Origin of the sequence: Zooshikella ganghwensis (assembly GCF_018263875.1) — a bacterium.
GTDB lineage: Bacteria > Pseudomonadota > Gammaproteobacteria > Pseudomonadales > Zooshikellaceae > Zooshikella > Zooshikella ganghwensis.
The window spans coordinates 35,572-56,354 of record NZ_JAEVHG010000026.1 but is presented as its reverse complement, the minus strand read 5'-3'; the positions used below and the strand labels follow the sequence as shown (position 1 = coordinate 56,354).

The 20,783-nt window shown below is 38.3% G+C and carries 26 protein-coding genes; 13 read left to right on the top strand and 13 right to left on the bottom strand.

From position 1 onward, the window contains the following. Positions 1–356: hypothetical protein (locus KHS79_RS23600; RefSeq protein WP_212722642.1), on the top strand; the 356-nt coding region annotated here is incomplete at its 5' end. A 131-nt stretch (positions 357–487) separates the two neighbouring features. Continuing rightward, positions 488–1,108, top strand: coding sequence for a LysE family translocator (locus tag KHS79_RS23595; RefSeq protein ID WP_212722640.1), 621 nt, complete (start codon positions 488–490; stop codon positions 1,106–1,108). 272 nt (positions 1,109–1,380) lie between these two features. Here the strand turns inward: KHS79_RS23595 and KHS79_RS23590 are convergent, their stop codons facing one another. The 3 genes from KHS79_RS23590 to KHS79_RS23580 all read right to left on the bottom strand — a co-directional run bounded on the left by KHS79_RS23590 (position 1,381) and on the right by KHS79_RS23580 (position 6,109). Then, positions 1,381–4,566 (bottom strand): hypothetical protein, encoded by a 3,186-nt coding sequence (locus tag KHS79_RS23590; RefSeq protein WP_212722638.1) that lies wholly within the window; start codon positions 4,564–4,566, stop codon positions 1,381–1,383. Positions 4,567–4,738: 172 nt separating this feature from the next. Continuing rightward, positions 4,739–5,293 carry a hypothetical protein gene (locus tag KHS79_RS23585; protein WP_212722636.1) on the bottom strand — a complete coding sequence of 185 codons (555 nt, stop codon included), beginning with the start codon at positions 5,291–5,293 and terminating at the stop codon, positions 4,739–4,741. A 156-nt stretch (positions 5,294–5,449) separates the two neighbouring features. After that, positions 5,450–6,109: a hypothetical protein gene (locus KHS79_RS23580; protein ID WP_212722634.1), complete on the bottom strand. Its 660-nt coding sequence runs from the start codon at positions 6,107–6,109 to the stop codon at positions 5,450–5,452. A gap of 348 nt (positions 6,110–6,457) precedes the next feature. On the opposite strand from KHS79_RS23580, the gene KHS79_RS23575 reads away from it, so the two are divergent. From KHS79_RS23575 to KHS79_RS23555, 5 genes are all read left to right on the top strand, one after another. After that, positions 6,458–7,351 carry an IS982 family transposase gene (locus KHS79_RS23575; protein WP_212722632.1) on the top strand — a complete coding sequence of 298 codons (894 nt, stop codon included), beginning with the start codon at positions 6,458–6,460 and terminating at the stop codon, positions 7,349–7,351. Between the two features lie 510 nt (positions 7,352–7,861). Further along, complete coding sequence (locus KHS79_RS23570; RefSeq protein ID WP_212722630.1) at positions 7,862–8,368, top strand: Hcp family type VI secretion system effector; 507 nt, start codon at positions 7,862–7,864, stop codon at positions 8,366–8,368. An 8-nt stretch (positions 8,369–8,376) separates the two neighbouring features. Then, a complete protein-coding gene (locus KHS79_RS23565) occupies positions 8,377–9,102 on the top strand; it encodes a hypothetical protein (protein WP_212722628.1) in 726 nt (241 codons plus the stop codon). After that, complete coding sequence (locus KHS79_RS23560) at positions 9,102–9,476, top strand: DUF7079 family protein (protein ID WP_212722626.1); 375 nt, start codon at positions 9,102–9,104, stop codon at positions 9,474–9,476. Before KHS79_RS23565 ends, KHS79_RS23560 begins: the two co-directional genes overlap by 1 nt. Positions 9,477–9,481: 5 nt before the next feature. Further along, positions 9,482–9,889 (top strand): hypothetical protein, encoded by a 408-nt coding sequence (locus KHS79_RS23555; protein WP_212722624.1) that lies wholly within the window; start codon positions 9,482–9,484, stop codon positions 9,887–9,889. 114 nt (positions 9,890–10,003) lie between these two features. On the opposite strand, the gene KHS79_RS23550 is transcribed toward KHS79_RS23555, so the two are convergent. From KHS79_RS23550 to KHS79_RS23540, 3 genes are read right to left on the bottom strand one after another with little or no spacing between them, the layout of a single operon-like run. Next, positions 10,004–10,324: a helix-turn-helix domain-containing protein gene (locus KHS79_RS23550; RefSeq protein WP_212722623.1), complete on the bottom strand. Its 321-nt coding sequence runs from the start codon at positions 10,322–10,324 to the stop codon at positions 10,004–10,006. Between the two features lie 14 nt (positions 10,325–10,338). Then, positions 10,339–10,683 (bottom strand): type II toxin-antitoxin system RelE/ParE family toxin, encoded by a 345-nt coding sequence (locus KHS79_RS23545; RefSeq protein WP_027710378.1) that lies wholly within the window; start codon positions 10,681–10,683, stop codon positions 10,339–10,341. Between the two features lie 57 nt (positions 10,684–10,740). Next, entirely contained in the window at positions 10,741–10,986 is a 246-nt protein-coding gene (locus KHS79_RS23540; protein ID WP_027710377.1) for a type II toxin-antitoxin system ParD family antitoxin, read from the bottom strand. A 130-nt stretch (positions 10,987–11,116) separates the two neighbouring features. Here KHS79_RS23540 and KHS79_RS23535 point away from each other — a divergent pair, with 130 nt between their 5' ends. Then, positions 11,117–11,347 (top strand): WGR domain-containing protein, encoded by a 231-nt coding sequence (locus KHS79_RS23535; RefSeq protein WP_212722622.1) that lies wholly within the window; start codon positions 11,117–11,119, stop codon positions 11,345–11,347. A gap of 6 nt (positions 11,348–11,353) precedes the next feature. On the opposite strand, the gene KHS79_RS23530 is transcribed toward KHS79_RS23535, so the two are convergent. After that, positions 11,354–11,878: a ProQ/FinO family protein gene (locus tag KHS79_RS23530; RefSeq protein WP_212722621.1), complete on the bottom strand. Its 525-nt coding sequence runs from the start codon at positions 11,876–11,878 to the stop codon at positions 11,354–11,356. After that, the gene (locus KHS79_RS23525) at positions 11,871–13,046 is read right to left on the bottom strand and encodes a hypothetical protein (protein WP_212722620.1); all 1,176 of its coding nucleotides are present in this window, start codon (positions 13,044–13,046) and stop codon (positions 11,871–11,873) included. The genes KHS79_RS23530 and KHS79_RS23525 overlap by 8 nt, the downstream gene beginning before the upstream one ends. A 166-nt stretch (positions 13,047–13,212) precedes the next feature. Here KHS79_RS23525 and KHS79_RS23520 point away from each other — a divergent pair, with 166 nt between their 5' ends. Then, positions 13,213–13,863: an AAA family ATPase gene (locus tag KHS79_RS23520; protein WP_094789783.1), complete on the top strand. Its 651-nt coding sequence runs from the start codon at positions 13,213–13,215 to the stop codon at positions 13,861–13,863. 5 nt (positions 13,864–13,868) lie between these two features. Beyond that, positions 13,869–14,186 carry a hypothetical protein gene (locus KHS79_RS23515; RefSeq protein WP_212722619.1) on the top strand — a complete coding sequence of 106 codons (318 nt, stop codon included), beginning with the start codon at positions 13,869–13,871 and terminating at the stop codon, positions 14,184–14,186. A gap of 156 nt (positions 14,187–14,342) precedes the next feature. Here KHS79_RS23515 and KHS79_RS23510 read toward each other — a convergent pair whose 3' ends face one another. Then, entirely contained in the window at positions 14,343–14,993 is a 651-nt protein-coding gene (locus KHS79_RS23510; RefSeq protein ID WP_212722618.1) for a thermonuclease family protein, read from the bottom strand. Positions 14,994–15,084: 91 nt separating this feature from the next. Between KHS79_RS23510 and KHS79_RS23505 the strand changes: the two genes are divergently transcribed. Continuing rightward, a complete protein-coding gene (locus tag KHS79_RS23505; RefSeq protein WP_212722616.1) occupies positions 15,085–16,671 on the top strand; it encodes a pentapeptide repeat-containing protein in 1,587 nt (528 codons plus the stop codon). 136 nt (positions 16,672–16,807) lie between these two features. After that, positions 16,808–17,281, top strand: coding sequence for a hypothetical protein (locus KHS79_RS23500; protein ID WP_212722614.1), 474 nt, complete (start codon positions 16,808–16,810; stop codon positions 17,279–17,281). A 57-nt stretch (positions 17,282–17,338) separates the two neighbouring features. On the opposite strand, the gene KHS79_RS23495 is transcribed toward KHS79_RS23500, so the two are convergent. The 4 genes from KHS79_RS23495 to KHS79_RS23480 form a co-directional block, all read right to left on the bottom strand. Continuing rightward, positions 17,339–17,758, bottom strand: a complete 420-nt coding sequence (locus KHS79_RS23495; protein ID WP_212722612.1) for a hypothetical protein — start codon at positions 17,756–17,758, stop codon at positions 17,339–17,341. 178 nt (positions 17,759–17,936) lie between these two features. Next, entirely contained in the window at positions 17,937–18,281 is a 345-nt protein-coding gene (locus KHS79_RS23490) for a helix-turn-helix domain-containing protein (RefSeq protein ID WP_212722610.1), read from the bottom strand. Positions 18,282–18,283: 2 nt separating this feature from the next. Then, a complete protein-coding gene (locus KHS79_RS23485) occupies positions 18,284–18,421 on the bottom strand; it encodes a hypothetical protein (protein WP_212722608.1) in 138 nt (45 codons plus the stop codon). Between the two features lie 13 nt (positions 18,422–18,434). Beyond that, positions 18,435–19,463 carry a replication protein gene (locus tag KHS79_RS23480; protein ID WP_212722606.1) on the bottom strand — a complete coding sequence of 343 codons (1,029 nt, stop codon included), beginning with the start codon at positions 19,461–19,463 and terminating at the stop codon, positions 18,435–18,437. 673 nt (positions 19,464–20,136) lie between these two features. Here KHS79_RS23480 and KHS79_RS23475 point away from each other — a divergent pair. After that, entirely contained in the window at positions 20,137–20,667 is a 531-nt protein-coding gene (locus KHS79_RS23475; RefSeq protein WP_212722604.1) for a hypothetical protein, read from the top strand. Positions 20,668–20,783 lie beyond the last annotated feature (116 nt).

Below are 20,783 nucleotides of genomic sequence, written 5' to 3'. Positions count from 1 at the left end.
ACGCTGAATCAGTAAAAATGAAAAAGGATGTCCAGCGGGGTTTAGACTATACGCCATTGTTTAGATTCCTACTCTCTAAGGTAGGTAAAAGATGGGATTCCGTCTTTAGTGAGGCTGTAGCCAGACTAGATAAGCAAGAGCCAATTTTTTGGATGGTATCAATGGATATTGAAGATGCAGACGACTACATTATAACAAGTGAAAGCAGCTACTTTAGTGGTTTATATGTAGATAAAGACGGCCTATTGCAAGTGGTAGCACCTGAGATAGATGAGACAAGCCTTTCGCCAACTTGCAAGTGCTGTACGCACACTTTTAACGGTAAGCCGTTTACCAAAAAGTTTAAATTGGAGTAGAGTTGTCGCCTAATCGGGTAAGAGCCGCTCCCACCACCTCCCTGGATACTACTAGCCACAAGGCCTACAATGATGTTAGGTTTTGCGTCAGAGTGACGTTCATTAATAGTTAGCCCTCATTGGAGAATCAATTGAGTATTGAAGTTTGGATTTCATTTATCGCTGCATCAATGGTTTTATGTTTTTCACCGGGACCAACAGTGTTTCTGGTGATGGGGCAAGCGTTGGAATTTGGGAAAAAATCAGTTACACCTTTGGTGGTTGGAACGTTGTCTGGAGATGTCGTAGCAATGAGCTTTTCATTTGTAGGTATGGGGGCTCTTTTAGCAACATCAGCAATACTATTTAATATTTTAAAATGGGCTGGAGCGTTATATCTATTATATTTGGGTATCAAAGCTTTTCGAACAAAGATTAGTGTTGCTCATATAGAACAAAAGCAAATAAAAAAAAGTTCTGTTTATTTAAATGCGTTGTTGGTAACAGCATTAAATCCAAAGGGTATTATATTTTTTATGGCATTTTTCCCTTTATTTATTAACTCTAGCGCTCCTGTATTGCCGCAGATGCTAATTCTGGCTGTTAGCTTTTTAGGTATATCGACTTTAAGTGTTACTTTTTATGCCACGTTCTCAGGTGTATTACGCAATAGGGTTAGCTCAGTTAAGTTTCAAAATGCTTTTAATAAAGTTAGTGGTGGTATGCTTGTTGGAGCGGGTGCAATTACGGCAACCATACAAAATAAGGGCTAATCGGGTAAGAGCTGGTATCTACCCAGCTCTCCCCACACCACCCTGCATGCGGGACCGCACAGGGCGGTTCATTTAACTTATCCGTTAGGATAATGAATTTTGATCCATCCGTCCCTGAGTGAAAATAGCCGATACGCAGGGTTATCGGCTATTTTTTGGTGAGCTATTTGAGACTTATATTGACTGAAAAGTAACCATAATACCAGAAAGAGCCATGAAAACTATCGCTAGAGTGAATCAAGTCAGTGTATTCGCTTCAACTCCATTTCTAGCTAAACACACTCTAACGGGCTGTCTTTTTGACTGCCTTCAAACTCTTTAAATGCACCTCCATCTATGGCTCCACACAGCCCAAACTTACAGGCAGTGCTAATAGCAAGACACCATCCCGTAGCATGGGGAGTGGGGGTTGATCCTGCAATAACTTGAGAAGTCACGTTTACTAATTCAGAGCAACCCAACCAAAAGCTAAATTTTTTAATGCTGCATTTACTCTCAATAAAGTAACTAACAGCTGTAATTAGATTACAAGCAACTGTGATTAAGAACAACTTTTGAAATAACAAACTTCTTTCTATTGGTAAAGCCTTGTTAACTAATAATATGCTAAGAGCAGTCCATCCCCCAAGCATATTAATTATATTTCCCCAGCCACCAAATATTTTATAGAATAGTAAAGCTCTGGCTGCATTAAGACATAGCTGTAAACTTAGTACAGCCAGGTTAGTACCTTTAACCAAGTAAGTAAGGCAAGTAATTGCTGGAGTTAAATATATATCTGCTGCTAGAGCAAACAATGCATTATCGCCTTTTTTGTTGACGGCATTGAACGAATTTTGACCATATCCGAAAATACCTTTTACTTCTTCTGGTGGAAGTTTGTTTAACACTATAAGCTGATACGAAAGGATAAAACTCACTAAGTCAATAAAAGTTAAACTATCCTTGATACCTGCCCACTCTAGTAAGTCGCTTAGTACAGGTATTTCAAGTCTAGCTTCAAAAAGAGATTTATATATCTGATCACCATCAATAGATAAGTTACTATTTCCCGAAATGAAGTCTATAACTATCTTTGATAAAGACTCCATATTACCTTGCGTAATTAGGTCATAAATTGATGTGTTTCCTCCTACAGAAATACTATCAAAGCTAATTTTATTAAAATTTATAATGGGTATATTATTGCTACTGTTCATTAAATGAAAACTTGCTTGGTTTTCAAGTATAATCTGTATAAACCAATTATTATCCATCAGGAAGTTACTATTAGCACTAGCTTTGGATTTATCAAAGTACTCGTTTAGAGTACCATTAGGATTTGTAAATGATTGTATAGAGTTTAAATTTGTTTTTATATAGTCGATAATTTCATTTGCATAGTCAGCCATTTTTACTGATACTTCTTTAAGCTCAGTTGATATGACAGAGGTTAAATACTTCGCAGTATCAATCACATCAGAGAAATGTCTAATAGAGCTAAAAAAAGGCCCTAATGGAATAAAATCATCTAAATCTTTAAGCCTATTGTAAATGAACTCTATTGTTTCTCCAAGACTAGCAAAAATTGATTCAACCACCCTGGAAAAAAGAGCTGAAACTTCAGAGAAAATAGTGATTTTGTATTTGATATTCAGCGTTTCTTCCAGGACAACATTGATCGATTTTTCAGTAATTTCAATGGGGTCAAGAGGAAAGTTTGTAATAGAGCCGACGCCAATACTAGTGATTCTACCAGATCTTTCCATTTCAGTACCAGCAGAACTTGAACGTAGTTCTGGTGGTATAAAGATATATGAAATACTATGTAAAAATAGCTCTGCAGGACTTTTCCTAGAAATATTTTTATTAATATTATCAATGTTATTTTTTGTTTCTGTCACAGGACAATCTAAATAGGAATTTGTAATTTTATTTAAAGACGCCTTCAGACTCCTAACTTCATCCTCCGAATAACATTTAGAAAATAATTTTTTATGCTGTCCAGACAGTGTTGATATTTCCTTTGATGAGTTATTTTGGAAGAATTTATTTATATTTTTGAGCGTACTTTCTGCAACCTTGATTTCAAAAGATCCATTTTCATGTTGAACAATGTAGTCTGCGCAGGATAGCCCTTCACCTGTAAGCTGTATGACAGCTGCAATTGAACCATAACTAGCAGGTACTCTCACTATCTGGTCCTTCTTAGTATAAACTATTTTCCCATTGATTAGTAACCTGCATTCAACAGTTGGAATTACGTTAACAAATGTATTCTGGCCTTCATCGATCGCAGAAATATCTATCATTGTTCTAAATGCATTTATACATATCGGGGTTTGGCCTCCTTTAAACGAAACTGCAACTTTGCACCATACTGAGTCACTTCTTTGAAAAAAATGGTACAATATACCAGTATTTGTAACTCCAAATACGTCAAGTGTTTTGTTATCAGTATTTAATGCCATAACCTGTCTGCTGATATTAAGGTTATCAAACTCAAACTGATAAACAGAATCAGTCTCAGACTGATTATTCAACAATACAGAAACTTTATTTTTTATAATAGTGGAAATAAAACCATCAGCTATGCCTGGCTCTCCTAGTATTTTTTTACAATTCACATACTGTGACAAAGCAGGGTTAATTTTATATTTAGGACGGTAATTTTCTATAGTGTTTTCGTCTATGCTAGAATATACTTTACCATTAGTATTATTGATAGCTACGATTGCAGAATTATCATTATCTCCCCTTGAACTACAGTTCAAAAATGTATATTCACCTTTATCAAGATTTGCTAAACTGATAGCAAAACAATTTCCTCCTTGAGCACTCCACCAATAAAGATTAGATTCTTTTTTAGATCCTGAAAGAGATGAAAAGAAACAGCCTACTTTCCCTTTAAATCTTGATATACACATATTTGTACTTGTGATTCCTATAGGAACCATTTTATAAAAAATCAGTTGATTATTATTTTTTTGTTTCAAGATTGAGTAGATTTGTCCCTCTGAGGAAAAAGCATATATAAACAGTGAATTTACACTTTCTTCTACCTCCTTTAAGCAAAATGCAAGTTGATCAAACGTTGGTAAATTATCTAGTGTATACCAGTTTAACTGCTCTTCTGGCAATATAAAGAAGTTTAAAGGATCAACCCCTTGAGAAACTGAAAAAAGTCCTGTTTCTAATGAAGTTGAGATATATAAAAGATTATCTGGTCCTATATAAACATCGTAAGATGCAATTTCAGACTCAAATGGAATGACACGCTTTGCCCAGCCTGTTTCATTTTGAGATTGAAATATTGCTGAAAGGTTAGATCCTTCATTGACAAAAAGTATAGGATAACCATTGAAGTAAACTACTTTTAGATCCTTACTTGTATTACTCAATGTACAAGGTTCTACTAATTGGATGTGAGAAGATAGTCTGCTTTCATACATAGTTGTGTTATTATTTGTAGCACTCATAATTAATTCCACTTAGTAGCTATTTTCATTATGACTGTAATTTAATTTGTTCTAATCAGCATATACTGGAACTACTAACTCAAGAGACATGGCCTTTCAAAGAGGTCATGTTTGGATTAGATAATGCTTTCTCTTTACTTGATAAATTAAATTATGATTAACCATGTGGTCATTATAATTTAGCTTTTGCAATTGGCTCTGATTTTAATATGTAAGAACTGTTATTAAAATTAGGTGACTCGTATTTTACTCCAGATATTTCGCATGCGACAAAAATTGAGGAACTGATATAATATGGTAGTGTTATATTGGTAAATTCGCTGGAAAATTCAATATCAATAGGATCAATACTTCCATCACTATTACCCTTAATAGTTGCAAAGAAACTTACAGATGCATTGCCTATCGCAGTATTTGCACCTTCCAAACCAATGTAAAGTGTGATGCTAGATGTGGAAAATTTACATGAACTGCTTTTTAAGCCAGAACCCAATGATGTAGAACCAGCCAGGTTAACAGCTATTGGAAACGAATCTAAAGTAGAAATGTTAATAAAATTTGATGAAGCATTAGTGATATTCAGCGTAAATACCCCCCCAGTTACTTTATTTTCGTAGTCTGACCATGAATTACAATTTACATTAATACTTATAGGTATTAAAAATTCATTTGGAAAGTCATTAGATGGATTAGGAATTATGTTTGATTCAATCTTTTGTAATGACATATTTAACCCCTCATTATGTGATAAATGAGAGTAATCATACTCTCTATAATTATAGTATATTCATCACGTATCATTTTTAGATCTTAATTAATACAATTTAATCAAAGACTAAATCTTCGGACCTAACGGATAAAGCGTCTCTAAATACTCTAGTAACTATATATTTGGGTCCATTTTAACAACGGCTTCACTGTTGAACTGCATCCATGTAAAAGACAGTCTCTGTTTCCTTCTCATAGTTTCTGGCCCTTTCACTACCAAGGTGTCCCTTCGGCAACTGTGTGTAACTGGGTAAAAACATATATTGTTAAAGGTAGCATTAGCCGCAGTGGCATCATTGTGAAATACTACATTTCCAAATGTATCCCCATCAGAGCCTATGGTTCCATAAATAATAAAGCTGGCTGTGTCAGCAGACGAACTGTCACTAAAGCTAATTCCCCCCCCTCCGTAGCCACCTTTATTTGCTGGCCCTACTTCGTAGATAATACTGTGTATGCCTGCACTTGCTGAGTTTTTGAACTTGAGTTGAGGCTCTTGATAACTCTCAGTTGAACAGGTAATAATAAAATGCTGATGACTCGTAGAATGGTTAACAACACCTTCCCCTGTAATTGTCAAAGAAGGAATAGTAGATGCTAAACTATCAAACTCTATGCTGCTAACTGAAACACTGCGGCTTGGAGAGAAAGTGATCGTTGTTGTGGAAGACTCTGAGAAAATAGCTTTTGTCATGGGTACTTCTTTTGGTTGCCAGTTGCTCACTGTATTCCATTTGTCATCAACTGGTTGATTACTCCAAGTTGAAGTACTCATATATGCTCCCTCATATTTGTTATTAAATTTATTTTCCAACTATTTTATTACAATAGTTTGGACAGTTTTAGAGCTTGGGTAAAATGAATACTTGCAGGCTGTAGCTGTGCTCTTAAACTTTATACCAACTTAGGCCATCTGGTAACTTGCAATAAAGTAAAGCCCTTATAATACAGGGCCTGTATTGAGGTATGCTAATAACCTAAAAACTGTCCGCAGTATTGTTATTATGCCAATATTATTTTTTAATTAATCTAAAATAACGCAATGCTCGACTTTTATTAATTTGAAATAACACCCCTTGACCCCAACCATTGTTTTGCTGAAACAAACTTATGGGGACAAGGGATGTCAGTAGAAGAGTTTATCATAGCAGTTTATTGTTGGGTTGATGATACCTTTAGTGACTTACTTAAAGGACAACGATTACGTGAGCGGGGGTTTAATCCGTCCCTTTCAGATCCGGAAGTAATTACAATGGAACTCATTGGCGAGTTTTTTGGCATGGATGAAGATACTCATATCTGGCGGTATTTCCGCGAACATTGGTGCCACTATTTTCCAGGTATTGGCTCAAGAAGCCAGTTTTCAAAGCAAGCGGCAAACTTATGGGCCATAAAGCAACAGTTGCAAAAACAAGTCACCCTAGCACTTGGAACAGTCGCTGACCCACTGCATATTGTTGATGCATTTCCTCTACCTGTTAGCCATTTTAAACGAGCAAAAAACTGCAGCCGTTTTAAAGAAGAAGCAGACTACGGTTATTGTGCATCAAAAGGTGAAACGTATTATGGCTTTAAAGGGCACCTGATTATTGACTTTCATGGTGCCATTTCTGGGTTTGTGCTAACGCCAGCTAGTGGTAGTGAACGAGAGGCCACCAGGGAGTTAACCGAACCTGTGACGAACGGAATTTTATTAGGAGATAAAGGGTATTTAGGAACTGAATTTAAAGCTGATTTACTTGAGTTAAAAGCGCTTCAGCTAGAAACACCTGTTAGAGGTAACATGATTGATCCTTTACCCAAATATTGGAGGAGCCTGCTTAATCGGTTACGACGGCGAGTTGAGACAACCATTGGTCAGCTAGTAGAAAGGTTTAATATTCAACGAACCAAAGGCAGAACGCTATGGAGCTTGACTAATCGAATTACCCGGAAGCTACTATCACACAGTTTATGTGTATTATTTAATAGGATCCAAGGCAATACTCCACTTCAATTAGCAAAATTAATAGGCTAAAAGTCGAGCATTACGTTAAAATACTAACAAAAAACTACGAGGCTTGATTTAATCGCATTCTTTTCTTGTATTAGAATGTCTGTTTATACTTATCTTTCAGTCGATGACTCTAGCCTTTAATATTAATTGTTTTGAATTATAGCTTTTTCCACGCCAGCTAATGCTCTGGTTGAATGTTAGTCACACCCTCTAGCCCCCTTAATGCTCTTCCCCCACCCCGATTACTAACCCCCCTCGAAAAAACTTCCGATAACCCCTGTTATCGGCTATTTTTGCGCTTAAATGATAATATACTATCAAAAACGGTAATACGTATTACTAAGTGAGTGAATTCTAATATAATGAAAAATGACGCCAAACCGGCTGTAGGCCAACAATAGCAAAGGATTAGGCGTGCAGGCGCAGGACCCTCTTGGGATTTTTAGGAAGTTGAGAACTTTACGAAAGAAGTACAGTGACTCTTCTTGATAAGATTTAGACCTTTCTAATGTGATCAGCTAAGGAATTTCGATGGCAAACCCAGCCTATTTGACAGTTGAAGGCGAGAAACAGGGCCTTATCACGGTTGGTAACTTCACTGAGAGTTCAGTTGGAAATATTTACCAGGAAGGTTTTGAAGACACAATTATGGTGCAATCTGCCAGCCATAACATGACGTTACCTACAGACCCACAGTCTGGCCAGCCATCAGGACAACGGGTTCATAACCCTTTCGTAATTTCTAAAGCATTAGACAAATCATCACCATTACTTGCCAATGCATTATCTACTGGTGAGCGCTTAACTAAATGGGAGCTACACCTCTACCGCACATCTGCACAAGGTACCCAAGAGCACTATTACACCATCAAACTACTTGATGCGATTATAGTTGATATCACCTTTGGCTTACCTGACTGCCAAACAGCTGGTGGTTTACCTGCACAAGAAGTAGTTTCATTCAGCTATCGTAAGATTGAATGGGATCATTCAGTTTGTGGTACTGCAGGGTTTGATGACTGGCGTTGTTTGAGGTAAGTGTAAAAATGTCAGATCAAGATAAAAAGGAAGAGCAGAAACAATTACATGCTCTTGAAGTTAGCCTTGCTGCGCTAGAAGGACAGGCGGCAGCATTTGGGCTACATGGCATTTCAGACTCCAAGCTTAGACATGAATACAATGCGAAAACCAAAGCTTTTGTAAATGAGCTTAGGCAACAGGTTAAGTACAAGCAGATTACCATTAAGCAAGCCGCTGAAATTGCTCACCAGTCAAGAAACATGGTAATGGATGGTCTGAGGGCAAAAACATCACCTATTGTCTTGTCCTATTTACAAAAATATAAGAAAGATGGCCTTACATTAGAGTTTTTACAAAATCGCTATGCACAAAAACATTATAAAAAGCCTTTTGCGGATCTCAGCAAACCACTAAAGCAAAAAGTTTGGACAAAGATAATTGCCTCATCCAGAAGACCAAATGCCAAATTTAACGCACTTGGCATTCAGTTGGGCTATGCAGGCAAAGCCTTTTGGGTACTGTCTGTAGGAATTGGTGTACATCAGGTAGCTTCCGCTGACAATAAAGTTAAGGCTGTTGGTAATGTTGCTGCAACGACAGGAGGAGGTATTTTAGGCTCGATGGCTGGTGGAGCTGTTGCAGGCTTGGCTTGTGGTCCAGGAGCTTTAGTGTGTTCTGGGGCTTTAGTAATTATATTTGGAATAGCTGGAAGTGTTGGTGCAGATATCGCTTTTAAAGAGATTTTTAACTAATGCATAGAGAGAGTGAGCTTCACCATGCCTGGGTTGCTATATCAGACCTATTTTTAGATACCGATTTAAAGAGTGTTGATATCAGGTTTATCGCTCGTCGTTTAGCTGAAACTTCATTTTCAGATGAGCAGTTAACTGACTTTTATCTAAATGATGTAGCTCCTGTTTGTCATATCAATGCACTTCCACCAGGTGGAGAGTGGGTGGCATTTAATCAAGAGTGGCTAATCTCAAGTATTTTGAAAAATAGAGCTAAAAACCAGAAGTTTCAGCGCTTCAAAAACAAGCTATTGAAACGCTTTTATTTAATGGGTACATATGATGATTGGTTAAGGGTGCTTAAGGAACTAAACAAAGAGCGCTATAAAAAGTAGGATTGATGTGTATAAATCTAGTCAGTAAAAAATCGATTATTGCAATTTCAGCTATAACTATACTGCTGTTTTCTTATTACTTACTTCCTTCAGTGCTCAAAAATTTGTGGAAAAGCGCGCACTCAGATGTTCAAAACGTCACTGTTAGTGGTTATGTGTACGATAGAGACAAAAAAGCTATGAGTGGTTATACACTGTATATAACCAACTATTACTATGAAGGCGGTGATTATGATGGTTTTGGTGGCAGTAAAGTACACCAGGTTGTGAGTGATGAAAGTGGATACTATGAGTTAAAGCTAGATAAGAGTGCTTTCATACAAATAGACTCAGTAAAAGACGGATATACAAAGTCTTTAAAAGACAAATACATTTATGATCAAAGTGTAAAAATAGATTTTTACACTAAATAGCTTTAAATCAGATAGGTAAACGATAACTGCTTTATGTTCCGCGTGGAACATTATTGTGGAACAGGCTCTAACTCAATATTCCCAAAGTAAAGCAGTACACGTTATAACCATGCCCTACTGAGCATGGTTGTCATATTGATTAATGATAACTGCAGATCCATCAGGGAAACGTGCAACAACCTCCAGCTCACCACCTAAGGCATTTAAGTAGCTACGTAGCGTTGACAGGTAGACATCAGAGTTGTTGTTTTCTTGCTTAGCTACATTAGGTTGAGAAACATTTAAGGCTTTCGCGAGGTCTTCTTGTTTTACATTTTTAGACTGGCGAAGCTCTGCTAATGTCATCTCAGTAAGAATCTCAGCCGCTTTTGCGGTTGCCTGTGCTTGCACTTCAGGTGAAACTTTTTTGAGTAATTCTGATAGTGGTTTAGCCATTGTTAACCCTCCAATTAGTGCAAGCTGTCCAAATGTTTCAAAAACTCTCTTTCTGCAATGGGTATCATTTTTTTATAAAACCGTTTATCGCCTGTCTTATCTCCACCGCACAACAGGACTGCTTGCCGCTCAGGATCGAAGGCAAAAAATACACGGTATGGTCTGCCTTGGTGCTGTGCTCTTAACTCTTTCAAGTTTTTAACACGCTTAGAGCCTTCCAAGGTATCAGCATAAGGTCGGCTTAGTTCAGGCCCCTTCATTTCAAGCAGCTTGATTACGGTTAAGACTGAGACCTGTTCAGCCTCACTAAGCGCTAAAAACCATTGATCAAACTCATCTACTGTAACAACCTTCCACATAAGCTCATCATCATTAATGTTAGTACATTATAACCTCAAGGTTATATAACTTTGAAGTTATTTTAGGTTGATGCTATCAAGAATGGATTGCATGTCATAATCAACAGTCTTACCTGCTTCAGCTTCAACAACACCCTCTGCAATGAGCTTTCTTAATGCATCAAGCTTGGCTTCTCGCTCCTCGAGCAATCTTAAACCAGCGCGAATAACCTCACTGGCAGAGCCAAAACGACCAGTTTTGAGCTGCTCTGCAATGAAGCCATCAAAGTGATCTCCTAGAGAGATGCTTGTGTTCTTTGCCATAGATTAATACCAATTAATACCAAATATTGGTAATATGCTAACATGGTTAGGGTTATTTGAGTAGTTGTTAATGTGCTAAAGGATTTGGGCTGCTATGCTACATTTGGTATGGATTGGCAGGTGAAACTTCATGATTCTATTGCACAAAGTTGATCAGCAACGGAATGAAAACAAGTACTATAGTTTGCACATTCAAGCTGATCTCTTTGGGCAATGGGCTTTAATGCGTTACTGGGGACGCATTGGTAAAAATGGTCAACTAAAAATAGATACTTTTAGTACGCTTGAAGAAGCACAGCAGCTTTTTAACGATTTAAAGAAAAATAAAATTAAAAAAGGGTATTTTTTAGTAATGGATTAAGACGGACTACCCCGCCTCCCTAGCAACCTTCTTAGCCATCTCACGCATGGCCAGCTGCTTATTTTTGTTTAATCCTGAAAACTGCTTTTTCTTCAAAAGCTGAGTGACTGCCAGCTGGGCCTTAGCGTATTTAGCTTCTTTCTGGGTCACTTCCCCACTTACCTGGCCATTTATATCAATTCGTGCCGTACCAGTTGTACAGCTTTTGAGGTACTTTTCACTTGTTACCCACTTGGCAACCCCCCTCTTCCACTCTCGCGGGGTTAACCTGGTTGATGGGTAGTCTTGGGTAAAACCAGACTTTAATGGCTTTGGCTCTGCAGCAAAAACAGCAGGAAATTCATCAGCCAAAATGGCGAGGATCTGCTTTGCCGTTTTTCTACTTTTATAGTTAGTAGGTTCAGCCTTTTTAATTTTAAGCTCAGTCTTAGCTACTTCAGCGGCTGGTGGTGTTTCCATTTCCATGGGTGGAGGTACAACCACACGTCGCCGCTTTTTAACTGTTACTGTCACCGTTGGCTTTTTAGCCATATTTTTTTGCATGTCGTTCTATCGTCTTACCTTGAGCCGCTCGATAATAATATCTAGATTTATTCTGTTCAATCAGTCCGTCACGCACCATCAGTTTGAAAAGCCTGGTTGCTGATTTTGTCCCGAGTTGGTGACGTTTAATCACATCACGCTGACTAACAATTTCACCCTCTTCCAGCTCCATTACTTCTTTTTTTATCTTTTCATACTTATTATTAATGCCGACAACATTTTTATGTTGTTCCATATCTTTTGGATTATGACAATCGCCACCCTCCTCTTGCTGACATCCAATGTCGCTACCCAACTGTTGGCAAGGGGTAGCAGTGGGTGGCACTTTTTCAGGCTCAGGGGTGGCACTTTCTAAAAGTGCAACTGTTGTGCTTTCTTCCTCATCAACAGTGGTGTCACTCTCTTCTACTTTCTGCTTACTTTTATAATCACGGCGGAAGTCGTTTTCTTCACGCAATAAGCAAATGAAAAAGCTTGCAACCAGGTCAAGCAGTACAGCCAGTAAGATAAATACATAAACTTGCACAACTGCTTTATCTTCACCCACTGCTGTAGCAATCGCACCAAGCAACGCTGTCATTGGTGTTTCTTGTACAACATCAAGCTTACTGATTTTGTCTTGTATCGTTGTCGCTTTCACCCTCAGCGTTTCATTACGTTGCTGCAGCGGCTGCGCATAATTCTTTATTCTGTTGAGTGCGATGTACTTATCTATAGCTTTCTGGTTCTCTGCAATCTCATCAAGCAACAACTGTCTTTGTTCTGTGAGTGCCACTCTTTGCTGCTCTGACTTTGTGATACTGGCTTGTACTCGCTGGGTGTCACTCTGCAACCCACCAATAGAGCCTAAGATACTGGCAGTTGCGAGAACACCAAACAACACAGATGCGCTTATGCATCCAAGCCAATCACCACGCGACTTTCGTCGTGCAATCTCGGGTAGTGCCACAAACTTCGCAAGCTCAAATGCAGCTGCTAGTGCAGCAAACATAAGGCTGTAGTAGTAATCTTCTGAGATTGAGGCAAAGAGCAATACAGATAGTGCCACTGATAAAGTGACACTCAGAGTGGCACCCACATAACTGGGAGCCAGTTGTAGTTCGCTCTTGGGGTGGCGCTCTAAAAGATGATTAAAAGAGTGGCACTTTTGAGTCATGTAGCTACCTTTTAATATGATATGATATCAGATCATCTAATTTTTAATCAGATAACATGATATCTTCATTAAGCTACTGTTGTACATCTCTTACCGTCAAAGTTGCATAAATAATACTAAATGCAATAATATGATATGATATCACTTTAATTGGGTAAGCAAGCCTATGATTATTCTAGTGGGGGAAGAAAAAGGGGGCGTCGGCAAAACGACAGCTGCCGTTAACTTAGCTGTGTGGAGAGCGAAGCAGGGGAGGGATGTTTTATTAATTGATGCAGACCCGCAACCATCTGCGAGCAAGTGGGCGCTAAGAAGATCTAGAGCTGAGGCTGAACCCAAAATTCACTGCGTACAAAAAACAGGTGATATTTATGATTCCCTGTTTGACTTAAAAGATAGATATCAAGACTTAATTATTGATACAGGTGGACGAGATTCAGAAGAACTTAGGTCTGCTTTGTTGGCTGCTGACATACTTCTGATGCCACTCAAGCCATCTACATTCAATTTGGAAACTACACCTCACATGTTGAAGCTTTGTAGTCAGGCTTCAAAGATGAATCGCAAGCTTAAGTGCATTCTATTTTTTAATGAAGTATCTACACACCACTTGTCGAGTGAGAAACGTGAAAGTATTGGACTAATTCAGGAGCTACCAGGTATTGAGTTAGTCGAAATACTTGATGAGTGTTTATATTCTCGAAAAGCGTTCAGAGAGTGTGAAGACAGCGGGTTAAGTGTCATTGAGTACAAAGATGAAAAAGCTGTGTTTGAAATGAACAGACTTGCTAAGAAAATATTTGCGGATGCTGAGTAACAACAATGCCTAAAAACTCACTAGTAACTGATGATGAGCTAACTTCTTTTTCAGAAGAAGAGAGGAAAGCGTTCATTTCTGGGAAGAAGCCCAAAAGTAACCCTGAACCAATTAAAAAGGTTGAGCCAGTCGTTGAGCCTGCAAAACCTAAGAATGAACATGATCCAGATGAAAAGCCAACAGAGCAGTTCTTGCTTCGGCTAAACAAATATCAATTACAGCTGCTTGAAGATGCATTTGATAACAGTAAGCATCGAAGTAAACAGAAGCTAATACAATCTATACTGCTGCCTGAGCTGCACAAGCTGGCTGATTATAAATGATATGATATCAGGTGATATCATGTTGTCTGATTCTAGATGAAAACAGGTGATATCCTGCTTTTTGATGTAATTTGATAGCACCTGAAATGATATGATATCGAGAGTTTTAATATGATTTGATATCATATCATTTGATAAGAAATGAGCTTATATTATTTACTTGCAAATCGACTCACAAGGCACGCCATCCTTGTCCCTATCTAGTCTTGACAGCCCGCATTGCTGTAAATAGAACATCGCTTCCTCACAGCTACTCATGTCCTTACAGTACTTTTTCGTTCCACATTTACCACTTGATGAGTTTTGAGCTTTAGCCTGAGTTTGCGTTTTCTTACCTGAACGTTGTTGCTTTCGCCATTCCCAAGGCGGTGTACGCTGGGTTTCTGAAAGCGCCCATAAACCTCTTTTAGCGGCCTTGGCATCTCGCTCTAGAGCTAACAGGTTTTTGTTTTTACTGTATTGCCTATAAACCCATGCATGTCCCTGTTTAACCATTTCGGCGTTGATCCATTTGCCGTCTAAATACACATGGCCAACAATACGACCATAGCGGTCAACATCGTGCTCACGCACTTCAACTGTCTTGCTAAAGATTAAGTCAGATAACGCCTTTTTAGCCTTTGCCCCATAAGGCTGAGCTTTTTCGGGTGTATCGATCTCTGCAAAGCGTATTTTGTGCTGTTTCTTTGAGTCATCTAACACAGTAATCGTGTCCCCGTCTGCCACTGATACGACTTTGCCGATGATGTCAGCAAACGTGAGGGAGGGGAGGGCGGTTATAAGTAAGGCTACAAGTGTTTTATGCATCGCGTTTCAATCCTATGAAGCTGGTAGTACTATATTCCAAGCAAATGATAACGCAGGATAACTGGATAGTATTACTGATGAGAGCTTCTTCATGAATGAAATGGTTTCCTCTCCTACTAAAGCAAAAGTATCTCTAGGGCCTGATGAGGCTGTTGGACTATGGTTGCAGGGTAAAGAGGTCTGGAATAAATGGGTTGAAGAAAATCCAGTGGCGGATGTGAGTTTTAGTAATGTAGATTTTAATTCACACTGTAAAGGTTTAGGACCTGTTGATTTTAGTGGATTTTTTTTCCCCTTCGGTAAGGTTAGTTTTGAGGGCTCTACTTTTAATAATAGACAAATGAAAAGAAGTGTTCATTTCACGATGACAAAGTTTGGTAAAAGTGAAGTGAGCTTTTATGGAGCTCGTTTTGGCAATGGGCATGTTGATTTTAGTGGTGCTCAGTTTGGAGGGGAGGGTGTTACTTTTGAAAGATCAAAATTTGGTAAGGGCGATATAAGTTTTTATAACGCTCAATTTGGAAATGGAAATGTTAGTTTTGAAAAAACCATTTTTGGGGAAGGAAATGTTTCCTTTGATGGAGCAGAGTTTGGTGAAGGTGAAATAAGCTTTTTAATGGCTCAGTTTGGTAATGGAAGAGTTAGCTTTGAGGAAGTAATTTTTGGTAGAGGAAACATTGATTTTTATGAAGTAGATTTTGGAAATGGAAATGTAAGCTTTCGTAACGCAAAGTTTGGTGAAGGAAACGTTGTTTTTATAGGAGCAAAGTTTGGTGAAGGAGATGTAAGCTTTAATAAAGTGCACTTCTATAATAAACATTTGGTCTTTGATAATGCGAAGTTTAGTGAAGGAGAATTGTGCTTTTCTGGAACATTAATTTATAGTAAATTTGTAAGTTTTGCTGGAGCTGAATTTAAAGGAGAGTTAAATTTTAGTCCTGAATATGTCAACAAAGGATATTATACTTTTGAGGACATTGATTGTTATCAAAGAGTGAATTTTACAAGTCTTTGGGGCGACCAAAAAATTATTTTCTTATCATTTAGGTTTTCAAATTTCAATAAATCATTTAGGTTAGCTGGGTCATTTAACTGTATACCTGACTTAACACATACTAAAGTATCTCACAAAGTTACTGTTCATGGGCTTCGATGTAACTTAAAACGAAGTGGGTTTTTCAGAAAAGCCGAAGACCCTGAAGATGAAGCCCGCCTTAGGCGTTTAAAAGATATAGCAGAGGACAACAAAGACCATGAATCAGCTCTAGCCTTCCATGCTAATGAGATGCGAGCTAGACGCTGGCATAACGCTGGTTTTTGGGCTTCTATACTTGACTTACTATTTGATAAAACCAGTAATTATGGGCAAAGTGTATACCTTCCCTCCATGTGGCTTCTGGGGTTAAATTTATGGGTTATTTTATTGTTTTATATCCCATGGCCTTCAACGTTAGAAAAAGTTGGTGAGGCATTTAAATTATCTGCCATTAATACATTTCCGTTTATATCTGGTGCAAAAGATATTAGAAGTAATAGCATTCAAGAACTTTTTTGCTCTGCAGGGACATCCCCGCTGACGTGCACTACACCTGATGCTGTGTTTATTATACAGGGCCTACTCTCCTTCATCTTCCTGTTTCTTATAGGTCTAGGGCTTAGGAATAGGTTTAGGATTTAGGTGAAGCCACAGCGACTAATAAGCATCAAGTAAAGCTAGGATATAAGGGAAAATCTAGCTCTTGACTGCTATTGTTATATAGCCCAGAATCCACGGCTTTTTAAAACCATAAGAGTAGTAAGGTTTGTTAAGACCTATGAGATTCCTCCTGATAACTTTGTCTTTTCTCCTTTGTTCTGCGTGTATTCCTACTCCACACAAAGTGTATTCTGGACCCGATTTACCAGAGAACGCTACAGTTTTAATTGCTGATAGTGTAGAGGAGGACTTTGAGGGAATAGATATTACATGTGTTGATGGTGAGTCAACTAGAAATGGTTGGGGATACGATGCAAATAACTTTAGCGAACACCCAGCGTCAGTTATAGTTCTGCCAGGTCGAAGGTATATCGGAACAAGATACTGGGGCATGAACGGTTCTGCTTATGGCCATTATTGGCTTGATACTAAAGCAGGTCATAAATACCTTCTGAGACGAGAGTTGGTTGGAAGTTATGCTGTTAAAGTGTGGATAGAAGATACTTCTACTGGAACTGTTGTTGGGGGTATCACTGGAGGTGAGCCAAATAAGGACCCTAATGCTAAGACTTGTATAGATTTTGATTATTAATTTGAAATGTTGTCCATTATCAAAATGGACAACAACTAGATTGAAACACTTAAAACTTTAAAAGCAGAGCTTTGCTTTTGGGTTATTTTCTTGTAATGGATTGATAGTACGTTTAACCATTTTTTTAGTATTAACATTTTCAATCAAAATATTAATTGAATACCCTTTAACTTTCTCTTTTATCAAATATTCTTGCCCAGCATCTGCTTCAAACTCAACTACATAGTAGTCATACGCCAACCCTGAAGAGTATAATATACTGAAGTACCTTCGACCTGGCAGAACTATAACTGACGCTGGGTACCTTTTACCTGACTCTTCATAGCCAAATATACTTTCTTCAGTTTTATCTGTCGATTCACCATCAATACATGTTACTAGTATATATTGATTAGGTCCTTTCTTTTCTCCCCTAACAATTGCTGTTGATGAAGGTGAAAGCTTGTTGCCACTGTATGAAATATAAGGCTCAGGCATAGGTGCACACGCAGAACAAAGGAGAAAAGACAAAGTTATCAGGAGGAATCTCATAGGTCTTAACAAACCTTACTACTCTTATGGTTTTAAAAAGCCGTGGATTCTGGGCTATATAACAATAGCAGTCAAGAAATCAATGTTTTGCAATTTCGTAGGCCATTTTACTCTCTCCCTTGATTTAAGTTCTTATTCTTAGTGTCGTTCTGTACGGGCTTCTTACCCGTGTCCTCTCCCGCCTGTAACCATCATCCATAGCTACTACCATCGATGCGCATAACAGTACAACCAACGCTCTAGGTATCAAAACCTGAAGCAAAAAAGCACGGCTAATCATGTGTGTTTTTGTTCTAGCGCCGAGCTTTGCTCTAATCGGTAGGCTTGCTAAGGTAATATTAGTGCCTAGCGCTTGCTCAATTTCATCGTCAGTTTTGCCATCTGCAAGAGCTACAAGAATATGCAGCTCTTCAGTAGTTAACGCTTGGCTTTGAATACCAATAACTTCTTTTCCTTGAATCTCGCTCATGCTCAATCCTGAATGATTAACTCTAGCTCCTGTTTCAACCGGTTGGACAGAGTGTAAATGTCTGCCAATCGGTCTTCACCGCCATAGATGGATTCGTTTTCAAGCAGTGTCTTACTGATTGTTTCGATTCCACTGGCCATAGCACGACAGTAGTTAAAACAAGAGATCAACTCGGCTTTGCGTGTGGTTATTGGGTCCTGGTTCTTGGTGGCAATGGATTGGGTCATGTGCGTTCTCGTCAGTATTGTTGTTGTCAAAGCGGAATTTGTTAGCCCAGCTGTAATCTGTAAGCTCTTCAGCTGTCGTACGTCCTCGTTGCGCAATAGCATCCATTTTGCGCTCAAGCTCTAAAGTGATCTTGGTTTGATAATCAGTGGTGGCCTTGGCTTTCTTGTCTAAGGCTGCGGTGATTTGAGCGGTGCGCTTTTGGGTCTTCAGGTAGTTATCAATGCCAGTCTGCACGTATTTCAGAGCCATGCTGACTTTTGGGAAGTAGCCATTTTGTCGGCAGTAAGCTTCGTTATCCATGAGTTTTGATTTAACCAAGGTCTCATGGTCTTGAATAAACTCAGTGCCGTATTGTTCTTCTAGTGACTCAAAGACAATGGCATTAACTTTTTGGAAGTCTTCAGGGGTGGGATTTTGCTTTTTGATTTGATCAAAATTTAAACCTTGTTCATTTTCTGAGCAAGGCTCTTTAATAATAATATTATTATATTTTGTATTTATATTATTGTGGTTCCCTGTTTGGGTAACTCTTTTTACCTCGTTTAGGGAACCCCCCTGGTTACTTGTTTGAGTAACTGAGTCTTCTACTTTTTTAGTCTTGTGCTGGGATAGCTTTGACTGTTTGCCAATGTCTAGAAGGGTAGGGTTGATGCCATACAGGTAGCCTGCATCTGTCGTCTTTCTGATCAAAATTTTTTCAGATACTAGCTCTTTTAAAAGCTGAGAGATGTGTTGTTTGGCAATACCAGTGGCATCTACAAATTGACTGAGCGCGATACGATCGAAGGCTTTACGAAAACCAAACGTCTTGTTGAAGATGAATACAAATATCAAAAACTTTCGCTTACTTAACCCGATCTCTGCAATTGCATTGAATAGGCCACTAGGGGTCATAGTGAAGCCATCATCAAGCATGGCCTGGAATGTAGAGGTGTTGGAGTTCGCTTGTGACATAGCCTGTACTTTCGTCTTAAATCAATTCCGTGCGCGAACTATCAGTCATTTGTTGACTTTGGTACAGGTGAAATATTTCACTTTTCTACTCTGTAGATGTGCAAAGGCACTACGACAATTCGCAGTAAAAACTAAAGGTATAGAGATCTATTTAGCTGATTAAAAAACGAACTAAAAATAGACGACGAGTGATGTGCGAAAGTACGAACGATTTGATGAGAAACTGAAGTGGTTTCATTTTAGTCTCGTAAATAATAGTTGCTTTGTAGTAGTGGATACATTTCTAAACGATATGGTGGCGGGTGTCAACTACCAGGCAACTGTTCTACGAGAAAACTAACTGGCGGGGCTTATTTCCGAACTTCGGTCTTGTATTCGGCCCTCTTCACCCGCCGAAAAGCGGCATACACAAAACGTGTATGCTTACACGATTTGTGTAAGTTAAGCATATTGTAAAACCAAAGTGGTTAGATTGAAAGCAAACCTACTGAGATACACGCTATTACATTAATTGTAATGCTCATTAAAGCCGCTTAGCTTAACTGATTCCAATGTACTTAAAGCGTTGGGCAATACATTAAATTCAATCAAAATTGACAATTAGAAGGAGGTATTAGAGCATCGACTTGTCGCCATTTTATATGGAGTATTTCAGTATGTATAAGGAAGATATATGAAAAAAATATCATTAATGGCTGGTTTGATTTTTGCGGCAACTTCAATTTATGCAAATGACCAAAATTTGGACACGGATTTACATGTAGAGATGTTTACACGCGGTGAACCACTCTTTACTACCTCAAATGAAATAACTGTGGAAGTTCGTGCGAATGCAATGGCATTTGTCATTGGTGGAAATAGTGATAATGTAACTTTCAGTTGGGATTCAAATGGAGATAATGTATTTGACGATGCTTATGGTCAGACTTCATATTTTAATTATACAATAAATGGTGGAGCTGAAGCATTTGATGATAAAAATAACCTTCCCGAATTATCTGTTAAAGCTATGGCTACCGATGGAAGCACAGAAATAGTTACAAAAATTCCGTTTAAATTATGCATTGATCGGCGTGATTATCACTTAAATCGATATAATTTATGCATGTCAACTCACTCTAAACATAACTATTGTGTTGGGTGGATGGGTTGTTGGGGAACTATTTCTGAAAATATTAAGTTTCCAATACCAGGCTCTTTTTAATATTTAAATAGAAGTATAGCTAGTTTTGTCATCCCTAAATTAGGGGTGACTTTTAAGAAAATAAGATCAGTATTTTTTTATGACATGATGAAAACGCATATCTTAAGATGAGAACT

Coding starts and splice junctions, on each gene's coding strand:
- KHS79_RS23590 (WP_212722638.1), bottom strand. CDS start 4,566: ATGAGTGCTACAAATAATAACACAACTATGTATGAAAGCAGACTATCT.
- KHS79_RS23490 (WP_212722610.1), bottom strand. CDS start 18,281: ATGAGCGAGATTCAAGGAAAAGAAGTTATTGGTATTCAAAGCCAAGCG.
- KHS79_RS23545 (WP_027710378.1), bottom strand. CDS start 10,683: ATGTGGAAGGTTGTTACAGTAGATGAGTTTGATCAATGGTTTTTAGCG.
- KHS79_RS23475 (WP_212722604.1), top strand. CDS start 20,137: ATGAAAAAAATATCATTAATGGCTGGTTTGATTTTTGCGGCAACTTCA.
- KHS79_RS23535 (WP_212722622.1), top strand. CDS start 11,117: ATGATTCTATTGCACAAAGTTGATCAGCAACGGAATGAAAACAAGTAC.
- KHS79_RS23550 (WP_212722623.1), bottom strand. CDS start 10,324: ATGGCTAAACCACTATCAGAATTACTCAAAAAAGTTTCACCTGAAGTG.
- KHS79_RS23495 (WP_212722612.1), bottom strand. CDS start 17,758: ATGCCTGAGCCTTATATTTCATACAGTGGCAACAAGCTTTCACCTTCA.
- KHS79_RS23525 (WP_212722620.1), bottom strand. CDS start 13,046: ATGACTCAAAAGTGCCACTCTTTTAATCATCTTTTAGAGCGCCACCCC.
- KHS79_RS23585 (WP_212722636.1), bottom strand. CDS start 5,293: ATGTCATTACAAAAGATTGAATCAAACATAATTCCTAATCCATCTAAT.
- KHS79_RS23510 (WP_212722618.1), bottom strand. CDS start 14,993: ATGCATAAAACACTTGTAGCCTTACTTATAACCGCCCTCCCCTCCCTC.
- KHS79_RS23480 (WP_212722606.1), bottom strand. CDS start 19,463: ATGTCACAAGCGAACTCCAACACCTCTACATTCCAGGCCATGCTTGAT.
- KHS79_RS23505 (WP_212722616.1), top strand. CDS start 15,085: ATGAATGAAATGGTTTCCTCTCCTACTAAAGCAAAAGTATCTCTAGGG.
- KHS79_RS23485 (WP_212722608.1), bottom strand. CDS start 18,421: ATGGCCAGTGGAATCGAAACAATCAGTAAGACACTGCTTGAAAACGAA.
- KHS79_RS23580 (WP_212722634.1), bottom strand. CDS start 6,109: ATGAGTACTTCAACTTGGAGTAATCAACCAGTTGATGACAAATGGAAT.
- KHS79_RS23500 (WP_212722614.1), top strand. CDS start 16,808: ATGAGATTCCTCCTGATAACTTTGTCTTTTCTCCTTTGTTCTGCGTGT.
- KHS79_RS23555 (WP_212722624.1), top strand. CDS start 9,482: ATGTGTATAAATCTAGTCAGTAAAAAATCGATTATTGCAATTTCAGCT.
- KHS79_RS23540 (WP_027710377.1), bottom strand. CDS start 10,986: ATGGCAAAGAACACAAGCATCTCTCTAGGAGATCACTTTGATGGCTTC.
- KHS79_RS23530 (WP_212722621.1), bottom strand. CDS start 11,878: ATGGCTAAAAAGCCAACGGTGACAGTAACAGTTAAAAAGCGGCGACGT.
- KHS79_RS23515 (WP_212722619.1), top strand. CDS start 13,869: ATGCCTAAAAACTCACTAGTAACTGATGATGAGCTAACTTCTTTTTCA.
- KHS79_RS23575 (WP_212722632.1), top strand. CDS start 6,458: ATGTCAGTAGAAGAGTTTATCATAGCAGTTTATTGTTGGGTTGATGAT.
- KHS79_RS23560 (WP_212722626.1), top strand. CDS start 9,102: ATGCATAGAGAGAGTGAGCTTCACCATGCCTGGGTTGCTATATCAGAC.
- KHS79_RS23520 (WP_094789783.1), top strand. CDS start 13,213: ATGATTATTCTAGTGGGGGAAGAAAAAGGGGGCGTCGGCAAAACGACA.
- KHS79_RS23570 (WP_212722630.1), top strand. CDS start 7,862: ATGGCAAACCCAGCCTATTTGACAGTTGAAGGCGAGAAACAGGGCCTT.
- KHS79_RS23565 (WP_212722628.1), top strand. CDS start 8,377: ATGTCAGATCAAGATAAAAAGGAAGAGCAGAAACAATTACATGCTCTT.